This is a genomic window from Accumulibacter sp., assembly GCF_023806565.1.
Taxonomy (GTDB): Bacteria; Pseudomonadota; Gammaproteobacteria; order Burkholderiales; family Rhodocyclaceae; genus Accumulibacter.
Window position 1 is genome coordinate 1 of the sequence record NZ_JAMTDV010000030.1, and the last position, 16373, is coordinate 16373.

General features: G+C 62.2%; 13 protein-coding genes. 7 read left to right on the forward strand and 6 right to left on the reverse strand.

Annotation, left to right across the window (positions count from 1 at the left end; genetic code table 11):
- Together NFV80_RS03835 and NFV80_RS03840 are read right to left on the reverse strand one after the other, a co-directional pair.
- On the reverse strand, positions 1–1351 hold a 1351-nt coding region (locus NFV80_RS03835; RefSeq protein ID WP_296757921.1), incomplete at its 3' end, for a class I tRNA ligase family protein.
- Positions 1352–1530: 179 nt separating this feature from the next.
- Positions 1531–2601, reverse strand: coding sequence for an acyltransferase (locus NFV80_RS03840; protein ID WP_295325124.1), 1071 nt, complete (start codon positions 2599–2601; stop codon positions 1531–1533).
- A gap of 225 nt (positions 2602–2826) precedes the next feature.
- Between NFV80_RS03840 and NFV80_RS03845 the strand changes: the two genes are divergently transcribed.
- The gene (locus tag NFV80_RS03845) at positions 2827–3753 is read left to right on the forward strand and encodes a FecR family protein (protein ID WP_295325121.1); all 927 of its coding nucleotides are present in this window, start codon (positions 2827–2829) and stop codon (positions 3751–3753) included.
- 34 nt (positions 3754–3787) lie between these two features.
- On the opposite strand, the gene NFV80_RS03850 is transcribed toward NFV80_RS03845, so the two are convergent.
- The 3 genes from NFV80_RS03850 to NFV80_RS03860 form a co-directional block, all read right to left on the reverse strand.
- The gene (locus NFV80_RS03850) at positions 3788–4228 is read right to left on the reverse strand and encodes a hypothetical protein (RefSeq protein ID WP_295325118.1); all 441 of its coding nucleotides are present in this window, start codon (positions 4226–4228) and stop codon (positions 3788–3790) included.
- Positions 4229–4967: 739 nt separating this feature from the next.
- The gene (locus NFV80_RS03855) at positions 4968–5402 is read right to left on the reverse strand and encodes a hypothetical protein (protein ID WP_295325115.1); all 435 of its coding nucleotides are present in this window, start codon (positions 5400–5402) and stop codon (positions 4968–4970) included.
- A 39-nt stretch (positions 5403–5441) separates the two neighbouring features.
- Positions 5442–6110: a PEP-CTERM sorting domain-containing protein gene (locus NFV80_RS03860; RefSeq protein ID WP_295325112.1), complete on the reverse strand. Its 669-nt coding sequence runs from the start codon at positions 6108–6110 to the stop codon at positions 5442–5444.
- A gap of 350 nt (positions 6111–6460) precedes the next feature.
- Between NFV80_RS03860 and NFV80_RS03865 the strand changes: the two genes are divergently transcribed.
- The 6 genes from NFV80_RS03865 (at position 6461) to NFV80_RS03890 (ending at position 15565) form a co-directional block, all read left to right on the forward strand.
- Positions 6461–7981: a DUF4118 domain-containing protein gene (locus tag NFV80_RS03865; protein ID WP_296757925.1), complete on the forward strand. Its 1521-nt coding sequence runs from the start codon at positions 6461–6463 to the stop codon at positions 7979–7981.
- Positions 7978–8667, forward strand: a complete 690-nt coding sequence (locus NFV80_RS03870; protein ID WP_295325106.1) for a response regulator — start codon at positions 7978–7980, stop codon at positions 8665–8667. The genes NFV80_RS03865 and NFV80_RS03870 overlap by 4 nt, the downstream gene beginning before the upstream one ends.
- A 19-nt stretch (positions 8668–8686) precedes the next feature.
- Positions 8687–10561: a potassium transporter Kup gene (locus NFV80_RS03875; RefSeq protein ID WP_295325103.1), complete on the forward strand. Its 1875-nt coding sequence runs from the start codon at positions 8687–8689 to the stop codon at positions 10559–10561.
- Between the two features lie 184 nt (positions 10562–10745).
- Complete coding sequence (locus tag NFV80_RS03880) at positions 10746–12656, forward strand: potassium transporter Kup (protein WP_295325100.1); 1911 nt, start codon at positions 10746–10748, stop codon at positions 12654–12656.
- Between the two features lie 310 nt (positions 12657–12966).
- On the forward strand, positions 12967–14376 hold the full coding sequence (locus NFV80_RS03885; protein ID WP_295325097.1) for a bifunctional enoyl-CoA hydratase/phosphate acetyltransferase: 1410 nt from the start codon (positions 12967–12969) through the stop codon (positions 14374–14376).
- 1 nt (position 14377) lies between these two features.
- On the forward strand, positions 14378–15565 hold the full coding sequence (locus NFV80_RS03890) for an acetate/propionate family kinase (RefSeq protein ID WP_296757928.1): 1188 nt from the start codon (positions 14378–14380) through the stop codon (positions 15563–15565).
- A gap of 120 nt (positions 15566–15685) precedes the next feature.
- Here the strand turns inward: NFV80_RS03890 and NFV80_RS03895 are convergent, their stop codons facing one another.
- Positions 15686–15964 (reverse strand): hypothetical protein, encoded by a 279-nt coding sequence (locus NFV80_RS03895; protein WP_295325091.1) that lies wholly within the window; start codon positions 15962–15964, stop codon positions 15686–15688.
- Positions 15965–16373 lie beyond the last annotated feature (409 nt).

Below are 16373 nucleotides of genomic sequence, written 5' to 3' on the forward strand. Positions count from 1 at the left end.
TTTTCTCGCCGAGACCCATGGCCGAGAGGTCGGCGGCGATCGCGTCGACGGCAGCTTCGTAGCCGAGGCCATCGTACTTCCCCGAGTTGATGCAAACGCCCTTCTCCGCAAAACGTTCGTCCCACTCAATCCACTCAAGCGGCCTTTCACCATTAACGTAAAGCAATGGTCCCGACCTCACGGGCCGTGGGCGAACCTCATCATCAGCTAGATAACTACTAGGCGGCCAAGTCTTTTCCATCCATTGAGCAGGAACAATCACCGGTTTTATCGCGGGAAGTTTGTCCTGATACTTGACGGAAAAAGCGAAATCCCGTTCGTCGTGCGCGGGCACCGCCATGACCGCACCGTCGCCGTAACCCATCAGTACGTAATTGCCGATCCACACCTCGATCCGCTCGCCACTCAGCGGATGCGTCACGAAGATACCCGTCGGCACCCCCTTCTTGTCCATCGTCGCGAGATCCGCTTCGGCGACTCCCCCCTGCTTGCATTCCTCGACGAACGCCGCCACTGCGGGGTCGCGCACTGCTGCGTAGCTCGCCAGCGGATGTTCGGCGGCGACGGCGCAGAAGGTCACACCCATGATGGTGTCGGGACGCGTCGTGAACACCCACAACTGGCCGGGCTCGCCATCGAGTTCATACGGAAAGGCGAAGCGCACACCGGTGCTCTTGCCGATCCAGTTCTTCTGCATCAGCCGCACCTGCTCGGGCCAGCCGTCGAGCCGGTCGAGGTCGGCCAGCAGCTCTTCGGCGTAAGCGGTGATCTTCATGTAATACATCGGGATCTCCCGCTTCTCGACGAGCGCACCCGAGCGCCAGCCCCGGCCATCGATGACCTGCTCGTTGGCGAGCACGGTGTGGTCGACCGGATCCCAATTGACCGTCCCCAGCCGTTGGTAGATCAGACCTTTCTCGTACAGACGGGTGAACAACCACTGCTCCCAGCGGTAGTACTCCGGGCGGCAGGTGGCGATCTCGCGCCCCCAGTCGATGGCGAAACCAAGACGCTTGAGCTGCGTCTTCATGTACTCGATGTTGGCGTAGGTCCACTGTGCCGGCGGCACTCCGTTCTGAATCGCAGCGTTTTCCGCCGGCATGCCGAAAGCATCCCAGCCCATCGGCTGCATGACGTTGTAACCGAGCATGCGGTGGAAGCGCGCAAGAACGTCGCCAATCGTGTAGTTGCGCACGTGCCCCATGTGCAACTTGCCCGAAGGATAGGGAAACATTGACAGGCAATAGTACTTGGGTCGATTGGCGTCCTCGACGACGCGTGCCGCAGCGCGGACGTTCCACAACTCCTGAGCGGCGACTTCAACTTCCGCCGGTTGATACTTTTCCTGCATGGCCGGTAACGATCCAGATATGGGATGAAGCGCGGATTATACGCATAGCCGCTGCGGCCTGCTTCGGCAGCGGAAGGAGCACTTCGGGCAGCACTGGGCAGTTGCCGGGCAAAAGACGAAAGCACCACGCCACGCCTTCCGCTACGCGGCAGGGTTCGCGCATACCAACGCCCGCCTGGTTACTTCCTGCCCGTCGCGCTCCCGCCATCTGTCGATACTGCGACAAGGTAATGGCTGCCACGAAAGAGAAACCTCTTCTCGACCAAATGCCACATTGCCACTGCACATATCATGGTCAACCCGATCGTCGTGCCAAGGAGCCACCAGGGACTCTCGTCGAACCATCGGGACCCCAGGAGTAGCTGAATGATCGGCACGTGAAGGATGTATACGCCGTACGAAAAGTCACCGTATTTGCCAAAATTTCCGCAGTACAGGAACAGGCCGAAGAAAGCAACCATTGTTGCCAGAGCAAACGGCTCGAGGAAAGGCAGCGGGTGAACTGTGTTGACCACGAGGGCCACCACTGCGGCCACCACACAGCTAGTGCTTCTGCGCTCGAACCATGGCAAGAAATAATAGAAAAAAGCGCCTGCCATGAAATAGGAAAGCTGTCCCGGAAGTTGTCGAGCGAGCTGCACGTAGTACTCGGCTCCCGTACGCTCGGCAAAGGCGGTCATCAGCATTGCATAGGCTATCGACGCGCAGTAAGTGACGAGGATCACGGAGAGAGGAGATAAGCGTCGAATCAGGTACGCAAAAAGGGGCACCGAGAGATAGAACATCACCTCGATCTTCAGAGTCCACAAGGCACCGTTTACTTCGGGGATGTGGTGCGTCGCAAATACGCCGGGCAGCGTCGGCTGCAGAAAGTTGAGGAACAACAGGTTGGCGACGACGTACTTCACCCACGCGAAAGAAAAATACTCCGCGATTCTTGCCGAGCTTACCGTTACCAGGCCCAGTGCGCAGAGCATGACGACAGTGACGTAGGCTGGATAAATCCGGCGGATTCGCTTGCCCGCGTACGTCCAAAGCGAAGACGAACGTTCGTAACTCATGAAGATTAGGAAGCCGCTGACAACGAAGAAGGCCTTGACGGCAGCTGCCGCCGACAGTATCCGTGTCACGAAATCCAGTTGACCGAACCCGGAAAGCGTCTGCACATGGACTAGACATACGGTTCCTGCAAACAACAGGCGCAGGAGGTCAAAGTTGTTGGCCTGGAGGCGAGGGCTTTCACGTTGCACGGAGGCAGGTTCCAGGTGACGACCAGAGCGGAAGGGGGACGTCGATACCGAGCATGATCCGCATCAAGGCCCGCAGGGCCTCTGCTTGTCCGATGCGGAAGAGAGATGTTACCAAAACACGGGCCGTAAGGTTCCGTGAAAGCGGTGATGCCCTCGCGCGAAGAGCGCGGAGCACACCAGCCACGATGTTAGAATCCGCAATCTCATTGTCGCAGGGGACGGTCAATGCTGCGCCTACCCGCTTTTCTCGGCCTGCTCGCCGGCGGCTTGCTGGCACAGGCTGCGCTTGCCGCCGACGCGGTCGTCGACGACGTGCGTCTGCCCGCCTGGCTCGAACGACATGGCGTCCACCAGGCCCTGCAGCGAGGGCTCGTCCTGCAGAATCGCGACCGGGTGGTGACCGGTCCCCAGGGCTCGGCCCAGATACTGCTTGGCGATGGCAGCATGGTGGGACTGGCGGCAGATACACAACTGGAGCTGAACGCGCTGGGCGTGCGCGAAGCGGAGGTGTTTACCGCAGCAATCGACGTCCCGCGTGGCGCCGTGCATTTCAGTACGCCGACAGTTGCCCGCGACAATCGCCAGCGCGCGGTCAATCTTCGCGTCGGCTCGATCACTGCCGGAATTCGGGGAACGGATGTCTGGGGCAAGAGCGATGCGGAAGCTGACCGCATCTGTCTCCTGGAAGGAATCATTGTCGTCCTGCACCCCTTGCAGGACGCCCGGCAGCTCAGTGAAACGTCAAGCTGCTACGTCGCCGCCCGGGGCGCCGCAGCGCCGATCATCGAAGCGGTCAGCAACGCGCGCCTCGCGTGGTGGGTAGCGCAGACATCGCCGCCGACGGCCATGTCACGAGCGGTGTCCGCCGATCCGTCCGCATTGGCGCCGCGTGCCGTTCGTCAGGTGGTACGTGGCAGCCGGTGGTCGCTCGAACTCGCCGTGGTGGATAGCGAAGCCGCGGCCTTGTCCCTCTACGACCGGGCGCGCGCCGCCGGCTACGCCGTCCGCATTCAGCCGCGCGCAGCAGCCGGCGCTGGCTACGATTACGCCGTTCTCCTCACGTACTTGTCGAGCCAGAGCGAGGCGGCGGCACTCGCTGCGCATCTGGCGCAGTCGCTGCAAGTCCCCCGGCCGCTCGTGCTTCGTCACTGAGCCCGTTGCCGAATGCGATGTGTGAGGTCGGCTTTCAGGCCGGATGGTGCGAGCCAGGAAAGAGGCCGACCCAAGCCGATTGCCAGAGTCTGACCACATTCTCGGCGGTGATCATGTTCAGTTTCGAGACCCGGTTCTGGTGGCGCCACAGCCAGGAAACGCAATTCTTCGCCCCGGTTGTTGTCGGCCGCACCACCAGACGGTCGCCTTCCGCTTCCGCGAAGTCGATGAAACGCTCCAGCGCGAAGCGATAATAGTCGGAACTGTTGCAGCAGCCGGTAATCACCTGAGCTTCGCCGGCAGCGCGACGCCACAATTTGAGCGCGAGTTCTTCGCTAATGCCAGTCCTGTTGGCGATCCAAGGCAAAATCTTCGGTGCTTTCATGCGAGTACTCCTGAAAAACTGGCGATGCCAAGCGCTGTAACCTACAGACCACAAGCTGGCGAGCCGGGGCTTGTTGCAGCGCAGCATCATTATAAAGAATTCCGTCTGAAAAGTTAGGCTTTTCTCTCCAATTTGTCGTCAAGCCATCGGGCAAGCTCCGGTCATCGTCACTGCTCCACAGCGAGAGCACGTAGCCACGTACTTCGCACAATAAATCAATGGCCTTTGTATCTTTCCCGGACACTATCGGGTGACCCTTGACTTATAAACAGCTTATTCCAGAGCGCCACCCGTTGCCGTGACGGAATCCGCAAGAGCACCATCTTCGGTCGCGGCAGAGCGGCGCAGCTGGTCGACCATCCTTGGGCAATGGACGAGACCGGACGACACCTGCGCCCGGATTTCGCAATTTGGGCGACAACCGCCTCGGCCAGCCAAGCCGGAACTTTGCTTTGCCGTTTCTGAACGCCGAGCAATCGTCCGACCCATCGCAGACGAAAAGGAGCATGGGCAGCACACTGGCGTGCGTGGTCACGCACCCTTTGTCGTGGAAATCCGGCGGCGGCTTTTGCTCAGCCGGGCCAGCCGAGTGCCTGACCAAGGCGACGCAGCCCGGCGGACTGCGTCACGCATGTCTACGAAACGGCCTGCCCGGCTGCTGGGCAACGAAAGCATGCTGACCCGGGCTGGCGCCAAGATCAGCGAAGTGCTGGCATTCGACCTGGCACCAATGGCACTCCCGTACTCTTGAAACGCATCCCTCGGATACGGCCACGACCCGGGGCGCTCGGGCGCTGCCCCGGGCGGTCGTCCGGCGGAAAGGGAGGGGTCAATGCATCGGCCCGGACGGGCCTTCTTCGGGCGCTGACGCTGCAGGCTGTGCGCGCTGCGCCTGTGCGGCGGCGCTGCGCAGCAACTGATTCAACTGGTTGGCCAGATTGGCCGTGGTTTCGAGGCTGAGCGCCAAGCGACACGCGAGATTGCCGGCGATCGACTCGGGGACGTTGACTCCCGGCTGACCGAGGCGAGCCAGAATAGCCATCGTCTGCGGCTCGACGAAGCCGAAGTCGATGAAAACCAGTCCCGAACCGCCTTGCACGGTCGTAATGTTGGAAAACACCGGTTGTTCGGAATGGTCCACGGATTGCAGCCGGATCGCCACCGAAACGGTCTGCGCAGGCTGCACCTGCCTTTCCACTGCCGACTCGCGCGCGTCTACCGCCCCACTCGCGTCATCGCGTTGGTTCGTTTGTTCTTTCGTCATTGTCCTGTTTCTCGAAAAAGTCGGGGAGCGAACCGGTTCTCAGGCTTCCGATGCCTCCTGAGCCTTGCGGCGCGCCGCCACACCCAGCAGACCAAGCCCGGCAAGCAGGAGGGGCAAGCTTTCCGGCTCAGGAACCGCTGCCGCCTCGGCAATGCCGACGTTGAAACCATACCAATTCTCAAACACCGGATTGGTCCAGGAAATGCTGCTGTAGGTTCCCTTGAACTGGATCGTACCATTGGCTTCGCGCCCGGAAACCGTGTCACCGGCAACCGTAATGCCGACCCCGCCGTACTCGGCGCTGGGCCCGCCGCTGATGAAGACTGGCGAGAGTCCCGCGAAAACAAACTTGGCATCGATGCCACCCTGGCCCAGGCTCCAGATCGCCATCACGGGGTCGACCACCGGAACCGAAAACGAGACCGTGTTCAGGTGATCCGTACCGCCAGTGAGCTGCATGATGCCGTTGGCTGCAACCGGGCCGTTATCGATGATGCTGCCGTCGGCAAAGGTTGCTGATGGCGTCCAGCTCGGGTACGGCGATGCAACACCGAAGGCCGGCCCGGCAAAGGTCACCGCGATCGTTCCGCTCGGTGCGGCAAGGGAACCGGCGATCGTCGAAGACCAGGTATTCCAGTAGATTGGGGCAGCTTGCGCGCCGGCACTGCAGGCGAGTAAGGCAGCGATGGCAAGGGGCTTGAGTTTCATGATCACTCCATTTCGGGATCGGATATCGAGGTCGGCAGCGAAGCGCGCTGTAAGCGCTACTAAGCAGCATCCGTGCCAAGCCGGCGGCGATAGCATAAAAAACTTTTATAACAAATACTTGTAGCCTGCACAATGCCCCCGCCCGGCTTCCCGAAGCGCACTAATGTAAATTTTTGCGACACGCCGTTCGGGCTTCCGATCGATTGCAAGGCGCTGCGGCACGACCTGTATGCTGCCCTGGCATAGACCGTGACGAGAACCTGTGCAGCCGACCATATGAATTTTTACACCATTTTTACCTCCCGTTTACGAAACTGGCGGCGTTTCTTCATCGACGGGGATTGTCGGTCATGGACGTCATCCTGCCTGCGCGCCGGCGCGGCGCCCGCTATCTGCTTGCGACACTGCTGTGCATCGTGACGACATTGGCCACGGCTCCGCTGCGCGAACTGCTCGATCTCGCCAACATCGTGATGCTGTTTCTGCTGACGGTATTCGTCAGCGCCGCCTGGCTTGGCCGTGGTCCGGCGGTCATGGCGGCTTTCCTCGGCGTCGCCCTGTTCGATTTCTTTTTTGTTCCGCCACACCTGTCGTTCGCGGTGGCCGATGCACAATATCTCGTGACCTTCGCCGTGATGCTTGCCGTCGGGCTGATCACCTCGCATCTGACCGCCCTGCTCTCCGAGCGAACCGAAGAGGCACGGGCGCGCGAGCACGAAACGCACGCGCTCTACGACCTCGCCAGGGAACTCGGCAGCGCCCTGGCCGTACCCCAGGTTACCGAGATCGCGCGGCGCTTCCTGGACCGGCTGACGCTCGACATGACATTGCTGGTGGCCGACACTTCCGGCAAGACGGTATCGTTTCAGGAATATGGCGGCCGCCACCTGAATGAACTCGGACGGAACTTCGCGCGCTCGGCATACGATCGCGCGACCATCGTCGAGGCCGACTCGCTGGCCGGAATGGGAATGGCCATCGCCTTTTTGCCCCTGGTTGGCCCGACCCAGGTCCTCGGCGTGCTGGCGCTCGCGCCCCGCAGCGACGACGTCGAGCAATTGCGGTCGCAGCGGTCCTTGCTCGAGGCCGTGGCATCGTTGCTGGCGATCACCATCGAACGCGTGCGCTACGCCGACAGCGCCCAGCACAGCGAGTTGCAGGTGGCCGCGGAACGGCTGCGCACGTCGATCCTCTCGTCACTGTCACACGACCTGCGCACCCCGCTGACCAGCCTGGTCGGACTCGCCGATACGCTCGCGCAGAGACAGCCACCACTGCCCGAAAGCGCCTGCGAAACAGCCGGCATCATTCGTGATCAGGCGCGGGCAATGCACCATCTGCTGTCGAATCTGCTCGAAATGGCGCGCCTGCAGGCCGGCAACATGCCGCTCAACAAGGAATGGCAAGCGTTCGAGGAAGTCGTTGGCTCGAGCACCCGCCTGCTTGCCGGCGTTCTCGCCGGACGAAGGGTGGAAATCGAACTGCCGCCCGATCTGCCGCTGGTCTTTTTCGACGCGGTGCTGCTCGAGCGCGTCCTGTGCAACCTGCTGGAAAACGCAGTCAAGTATTCGCGGGACGGCGCCCGCATTCGCCTGGTCGGGGAAATTCGCGAAGCATCGCTCGAAATCGCCGTCGACAATGACGGTGCCGGCTTCCCGGCCGATCGAACCGAGCAACTGTTCGATCTTTTTGCCAGGGGCGAACAGGAACCAGCGGTGGCCGGAACCGGCCTGGGCCTGGCGATCTGCAAGGCGATCGTCGTCGCGCATGGCGGCACGATTGTCGCCGAGAACCGGCCGGGCGGAGCCTGCGTGCGCTTCACGCTGCCTCTCGGAACGCCGCCGGCGATGGAAGACGAGGAATCACCATGAGCGAGACGCAGACCCATGTGATCGTCGTCGAAGACGAACCGCAAATCCGCCGCTTCATCTGCGATGCACTGCAGCGGGATGGCTGTGCTTCCTTCCCGGCGGGAACCGCCCGTCAAGGGCTGGACGAAGCCGCCACAGGCAAGGCCGCCCTGGTGATCCTCGATCTCGGCCTTCCCGACATGGACGGCCTGGATTTCATCCACAACCTGCGCACCTGGTCGGCGGTTCCCATTCTGATCCTCTCCGCACGCTCGGCGGAGCGCGAGAAGATCGCCGCCCTCGACGCCGGCGCCGACGACTATCTCTGCAAGCCCTTCGGCATTGGCGAGCTGCTGGCGCGAGTGCGGGCACTGATCCGGCGGCACTGGCAAAGCGGCGAAAACCATCCGCAACACCGCTTCGGCGACGTCGAGGTGGATCTCCTCCGCCACATCGTCAGCAGGAATGGAGAAGAGATCCATCTGACGCAGATAGAGTATCGCCTGCTCGCCGTGCTGCTCGCCAATAGCGGCAAGGTGCTCACCCATCGCCATCTGATGCACGAAGTCTGGGGCCCGGGCCGCAGCGAACAGGCGCACTACCTGCGGATCTACGTCGGCCGCCTGCGCCAGAAGCTGGAGATCGACCCGGCACAACCGCAACACATTCTGACCGAGACCGGCGTCGGCTATCGTTTTCAATCCTGACCACAGAAAGGCAAGCATCATGTCTGCAAACACGGCCAATGGCCGTCTGGCCGCCCTGTCGCTGGCAGCCCTTGGCGTCGTTTATGGCGACATCGGCACGAGCCCGCTGTACGCGCTGAAGGAAGTCTTCGGCGGCGCCCACCATCCGGTACCGATCACTCCCGACAATGTTCTCGGTATCCTTTCGCTGATCTTCTGGTCATTGATGATCGTGGTCAGCCTGAAGTACGTCAGCTTCATCATGCGTGCCGACAACAAGGGCGAAGGCGGCATCATGGCGCTGATGGCGCTGGCCCTGCGGCCGGCCGAACTCGGTGGCGTGCAACGCAGGCTGATCGTCATCCTCGGCCTGTTCGGCGCCGCGCTGTTCTACGGCGACGGCGTCATCACGCCGGCAATCTCCGTGCTCTCGGCGGTCGAAGGCCTCGAGGTGGCGACACCGGCATTCACTCCCTACATCCTGCCGATCTCGTTGCTCATCCTGATCGGGCTGTTCGCGGTGCAGCGGCACGGGACCGCGACCGTCGGCAATCTGTTCGGGCCGATCATGGTGCTGTGGTTCCTGACGCTCGGCGTACTCGGCGTCATCAGCATCGTCGACAACCCGCAGGTGCTGCACGCGCTGGGCCCATGGCACGCCTTCGCATTCTTCGAGGAGAACCCGATCCTCGGCTTCTTTTCCCTGGGCGCTTCCGTGCTGGCACTGACCGGAGCCGAAGCCCTGTACGCGGACATGGGGCATTTCGGGCACAGGCCGATCCAGCTCGCCTGGTTTGGCCTGGTGTTGCCGGCGCTCATCCTCAACTACTTCGGCCAGGGCGCGCTGCTGCTGCGCGACCCCGAAACCATCGCCAACCCATTCTACCTGCTGGCTCCCGGGTGGATGCTCTATCCAATGGTCGTGCTCGCCACCGTGGCGACCGTGATCGCCTCGCAGGCCGTCATCTCGGGTGCTTTCTCGATGACGCAGCAGGCCATGCAGCTTGGCTTCTCGCCGCGCATGGAGATCAGCCACACATCGGATCAGCAGATCGGGCAAATCTACCTGCCGGCAATCAACTGGACGCTGCTGGCGGCAGTCGTGGCACTGGTCATCGGCTTCGGCAACTCGTCGAATCTGGCCGCCGCATACGGCATCGCCGTCACCGGCACGATGTTCATCACCAACCTGCTGGCATTCGTCGTCGCCCGCTATCTCTGGGGATGGTCGGCGTGGCGCGCGTTCTTCGGTGCTCTGCCGTTCGTCGTCATCGATTTGGCTTTCTTTTCTGCAAATTCGGTGAAGATCGCCGACGGTGGCTGGTTCCCGCTGATTTTCGGTCTTTGCGTCTATGTGCTGCTGTCCACCTGGCGGCGTGGTCGCGACCTGCTCGCTGCCCGCCTGGCCGCCGACGTGATGGACACCCGGGACTTCATCGAGGGAATCGAAGGAGTACTGCGCATACCTGGCACGGCTGTATTCCTGACGCACAATCCGGACAAGGTGCCGCACGCGATGCTGCACAGTCTCAAGCACTACAAGGCCCTGCACGAGCGCATCGTGCTGGTTGCGGTCAATATCCTGGACGTTCCCCATACCGAGTCCAGCCGCAGACTGGACGTGGTGCGCCTGCCCGGAAATTTCTGGCAAGTCCGGGTCTTCTACGGTTTCATGGAACAGCCGAACCTGCCCGAGGCTCTTGCCGGCTGCGAGGAGTTCGGGCTCAGCCTCGACGCGATGGACACCTCGTTCTTCCTCGGTAGGGAAACGCTGATCCCGAGCCTGACTACGGGCATGTGGTCGTGGCGGGCCAAGATCTTCGTGGCAATGTTCCGCAACGGCGGCAGTGCAGCCAGCTTCTTCGCCCTGCCGGCCAATCGCGTCGTCGAGCTCGGCGCACAGGTCGTTCTGTAGCGCTGCTTGCCAATGAGCATTGCACTGCTGCCAACCGCCTGCAAACGGATAGCGCGCCGGGACGCGCCCTATCCGTGACGGCGTATACCGCACGCGAGCAGACGCTTGCACCTGCCCGGGGGATTCACCGACAGGCCAGAAAACATGCGGGGCGGCCTCCCGCGCATCAAATCAAGGAGGGAACATGACGGGAACAAGCGCCCCGCAGGGCGAGAAATCGGGGCTGGCTGCCACCGCGCTGGCGGCCATGGGAGTCGTCTTCGGCGACATCGGCACCAGTCCGCTGTACACGATGAAGGAAATTTTCAGTGGCCCGCATGCGGTGGAGGTCACTCCCGACAATGTGCTGGGCATCCTCTCGCTGGTGTTCTGGGCATTGACCATCACGGTTTCGATGAAGTACGTCCTGTTCATCATGCGCGCCGACAACAAGGGCGAGGGAGGGATCATGGCGCTGACGGCACTGGCCTTGCGCACGGCCAATGCCTCGCCACGCACGCTCTGGTTCATGTCGGCGCTCGGCATTTTCGGTGCATCGCTGTTCTACGGCGACGCGGTGATCACCCCGGCAATGTCGGTCCTCGCAGCGGTCGAGGGGCTCGAAGTGATCGAGCCCGAGCTCGAAACCTACGTCCTGCCGAGTGCCGTCGTCATTCTGCTTGTTCTCTTCTATTTTCAGCGGCACGGAACGGCGGCCGTCGGTTCGCTCTTCGGACCGGTGATGATGCTGTGGTTCACCATTCTCGGCCTGCTCGGACTGTGGAATGTGGTGCAGTATCCGGCGGTATTGGCGGCGGTCAATCCCTGGTTTGCCGTTTCCTTTGTCGTCAAGCACCAGATACTCGCCTACCTCGCCCTGGGTGCGGTCGTGCTGGCGATCACCGGCGGCGAAGCGCTCTACGCCGACATGGGCCACTTTGGCCACCGGTCGATCAAGTGGGCCTGGTTCGCCTTCGTCTTTCCTCTACTCTACCTCAACTATCTCGGTCAGGGAGCGCTGATCCTCAGCAATCCCAAGGCGATCGACAACCCCTTCTATCTGATGGTTTCGAGCGACCTGCTGCTGATCCCGCTGATCTTCCTCGCCACCATTGCAACGGTAATCGCATCGCAGGCGGTGATCTCCGGTGCATTCTCGCTAACAAGTCAGGCGATACAGCTCGGATACTGTCCACGCATTCTGGTCAAATTCACTTCCGCGCTGCAGAAGGGCCAGATTTACGTACCGAACATCAACTGGCTGCTCCTGCTTACGGTGATCGCAGTGGTGCTCGGATTCGGATCGTCGTCGAACCTGGCATCTGCCTACGGCATCGCCGTGACGCTGACGATGATGATCGACACGATCCTCGCCTCGGTCGTCGTGCGTGCGCTGTGGAAGTGGAGTTGGCCACGTGCAGCGCTCTTTCTCGCGTTCTTCGTCGCCGTCGATTTCGCCTTCTTTTCGGCCAACGCGATCAAGGTCTTCGATGGCGGGTGGCTGCCGCTGGGAATCGGTCTTTCCGTATTCACCCTGCTCGCGACCTGGAATCGTGGCCGCAAGCTGCTGTCCGAAAGGCTGCGGGCCGATTCGGTCAGTCTAAAGGGTTTCATGCAGAGCATCGCCGAAGACCCACCCCATCGTGTCGACGGCACGGGGGTTTTTCTGACCTCGACTGCCGACCCGCAGGGCGTGCCGCGTCCGCTGCTGCACAATCTGTATCACAACAAGGTGTTGCACCAACGCATCGTGCTGCTGCACGTGACGGTCGACGACGTCCCGCACGTCCCCGAGACGGATCGAGTGCGAATCGTCACTCTCTCGGCAGGTTTCTATCGCCTGCTGGTGCGTTACGGGTTCATGGACGACCCGAACATACCACGCGCCATGGAGCTGTGCGCAACACAGGGAGTGCCTTTCAACCTGATGGAGACTTCCTTTTTCCTCGGCAACGAGAGCGTCGTCCGGAGACCGGTTTCCAGAAGGGGAGAAAGCATGATGCGCTGGCGTCAGATGCTGTTCTCGCTGATGTTCCGCGCCGCCGATCCGGCGACCATTTATTTCAAGATACCCCATACCCGGGTCATCGAGCTGGGAGCACAGGTCGAAGTGTAGTCCCTTGCTGGTTGGCCACCGCCCGCGCGACGGCATTCTCAGCACCGTCAGCCAGGCTTCGGATCAACCCGCGGAAGAAGAGCACGCCGCAGGCACTGACGACGACAGTTGACCGACGTGAATCGGATTCGGTGGAAACGGATTCGTATGCTCTCGGCTTCGCGCGCCCGCGTAGCCGGAAGGGAGCGGATCGCGGTGGGAGGGAGCAGCTCACCCGGCGGCAGCGCTGATCCGCAGATGATCCGACACGCGAAGGCTAGTAGAATGGGCGCTGAATACCAGACCAACGCACAGAGTACGGCACCCGATCATGAACCCCGATACCTTGCAGAATCGGTGCTTCGACGAAATCGACATCGGCGATACGGCGAGCATCAGCCACACCTTGAGCGCACGCGACGTGCAGCTTTTCGCCGCCGTCTCCGGCGATCTCAACCCGACCCACATTGACGCCGAAGTGGCGAAAACGCTCGGCGCGTCGGATTTGAGCGGGCACAGCATGTGGCTCGGCGCACAGGTCTCGGGATTGCTCGGCAACCAGCTTCCCGGTCCGGGAACGATCCATGTCGGACAGGACCTCGAATTCCTGGCGCCGGTGTCGATCGGCGAGCAGATCGTGATCAGCATCACCGTACGCGAAAAGCACACGGCAACGCGGCAGGTGACGCTGAGCTGCCGTGCGCGCAACGCGCGCGGTGACACGATCATGACCGGCACGGCACGGGTCATCGCGCCGGACGTGAAGATCACCATGGACCGGCGGGACGCCGTGCAGGTTTCGATCCAGAGTCACGACAATTTCGAGAACTTCGTCGAACGCTGCCGGAAGCTGCCGCCGGTAGCCGTCGCCGTGGCGCACCCGTGCGACGAATCGTCGCTGGCGGCGGCGCTGCAGGCCGCCCGCGAGGGGCTGATCGAAGCCATCCTGGTAGGGCCGGTGCCACGCATTCGCGGCGTTGCAGCGCAGCACGGCTTCGACCTGACCGGCATCCAGCTCGAAGATGTTCCGCACAGCCATGCCGCCGCGCATCGCGCAGTCGAGCTGGTGCGTCAGGGCAAGGCCGCGGCGCTGATGAAGGGAAGCCTGCATACCGACGAACTGATGACCGAAGTGGTCAGCCGGGAAACCGGTCTGCGCACCGAGCGACGCATCACCCACGCCTTCCTGATGGACGTGCCCACCTACCACAAGGCGCTGATCGTCACCGACGCGGCGATCAACATTGCTCCCGACCTCGACACCAAACGCGACATCTGCCAGAACGCAATCGACCTCGCGCATGTGCTGGGCGTTGCCCGCCCGAAAGTGGCAATCATTTGCGCGGTCGAGACGATCAATTCGCGGATGCTATGTACCACCGACGCTGCGTCTCTGTGCAAAATGGCCGATCGCGGCCAGATCACCGGGGCCATTCTCGATGGGCCACTGGCCCTCGACAACGCAATCAGCAAGGAAGCCGCGCGCATCAAGAAGATCGAATCGCTGGTCGCCGGCGATCCGGACATCCTGATTGTTCCCGATCTTGCCGCGGGCAACATTCTCGCCAAGCAGCTCACTTTCATGAGCAACGCCGATGGCGCGGGAATCGTCCTCGGCGCACGCGTGCCGATCATTCTGACCAGCCGCGCCGACAACCAGCGCACCAAGCTTGCTTCGTGCGCGGTCGCCTGCCTGATGGCCAGCGCGCCGGCCGCTCCGGCGACGAAGGTTGGGGCCTGAGATGGAAAACGTCATTCTGGTCCTCAACGCTGGTTCGTCGAGTCTGAAGTTCTCGGTTTTCGAGGCACCCGCCGATGGCGAAATGCGCGCGCGTGCGGTGGGTCAGGTCGAGGGTCTGGGTACCGCACCACACCTGAAAGTCAAGGACGGTGACGGCGAGAGCATCGCCGACGTGCGCTGGAACACGAGCGAGGTCGCCAGCCACGCGCAGGCGCTGCAGCAGATCGCGACGCTGCTGCGCTCGCGCTTTGCCGGATCCGTCCTGGCCGGAGTCGGCCACCGTGTGGTGCATGGTGGTCCCGATCATGCGGCGCCGGTGCTCGTCACTGAAGAAGTGATCGAAGAGCTGGCGACGCTGGTACCGCTGGCGCCGCTGCATCAGCCACACAATCTCGCCGCCATTCGTGCCGTGCAGGAGGTGCAACCCGAGCTGCCGCAGGTGGCGTGCTTCGACACAGCTTTCCATCGCAGCCAGGACATGGTCGGACAGCTCTACGGCCTGCCTTACGAATACTACGAACGGGGCGTTAGGCGCTACGGCTTTCATGGCCTGTCGTATGAATACATCGCGGCCATTCTGCCGACGGTCGCGCCGGAAATTGCCAGCGGCAGGGTAGTGGTCGCCCATCTCGGCAGCGGCGCGAGCATGTGCGCGCTGCGTGACGGTCGCAGTGTCGGCAGTTCGATGGGGTTCACGGCACTCGACGGACTGATGATGGGGACACGCCCGGGCAACATCGACCCCGGCATCGTCCTCTACCTGATTCAACAGGAAGGGCTGTCGGCGAAGGAGATCGAAAACCTGCTCTACAAGCGTTCGGGCCTGCTCGGGCTGTCAGGTATCGGCAACGACATGCGCGTCCTGGAAGCGAGCGACGCGCCGCGCGCACGCCTGGCGATCGATCATTTCGTCTACCGCATCAACCGTGAACTCGGCGCGCTGACGGCGGTCCTCGGCGGCCTCGATGCACTCGTCTTCACCGCCGGCATCGGCGAGAACAGCATGCGCATCCGGCAAATGGTCTGCCAAAAGGCGGCGGCATGGTCGGGAATCGATCTCGATGCAGCCGCCAACGCGGGCGGTGGTCCGCGCATCAGCCGCTCCGGCAGCCGGACTTCCGCCTGGGTGGTGCCGACCAACGAGGAACTGATGATCGCGCGCCACACGCGCAAGCTGCTCGGGATATGAACAGCTTCGTCGCATCGCCAAAACCTGATGCCCCTGTCCCTGCCGGTCCGGCGTTCGGCGACCAGGGCAAGGCGCCCGACGAGCCGGAAGCGCTGCGAAAAACGCGGGCGACGGGCGCTGTCAGCCGGACTTCTCGTTCTCGAGCGCCCTGGCAGTGATTTCTTCGTACAGACTGGCCATTTTCGACGCCACCTCCTGATACTCCGGGTGCCGTTCGAGGAAGGGCGTGATTTCTTGCGATTCAACAAATACCCGCTCGAGGAACGCGATGTCGAGGTCGTCGAGCCGCTCGCCGGCGTCGACTTTGGCTTTCAGATCAAGCGCTCGTGGCAGCCTTTCCTTTTCCAGGCGATCGAGAACGACCGTCGCAACACCGATGTCTTGTGCTTCCTGATTCATTGCTTGCTCCTTTCAGGATTGTGTGGAAGGGTGTTTCACCGCGCGCTCAACTGGCAACTACAGGCAGGCCGCTGCGACCCGAAGGAAAGATAATGCCAGTTCCTGCAAACAAATGGCAATAGGTGCCGGCAACCGTTCGCAACGTCGCCAGAGCATGCGCAGGGGCGCCAGATGGCGAATCACATGCCGTTACAAAACGGGAACAGAGGGGCAACAGATCATCGCAGCGACATTCGCTATTCTCCCTCCTGTCGCTGCCACGCTTCTCCCCTCCCCCCTCCCCCAGCGTGGCAAAGACTGTTGTACCCGGCCCGCCCAGCCCTCCCTCTGAGCGGGCCGTTTCCATTCTGGGCCGGGGTCGATCGCTGCTCCGGACAAGCGGTTCCTTGCCGCCGATCGGAATTCACCC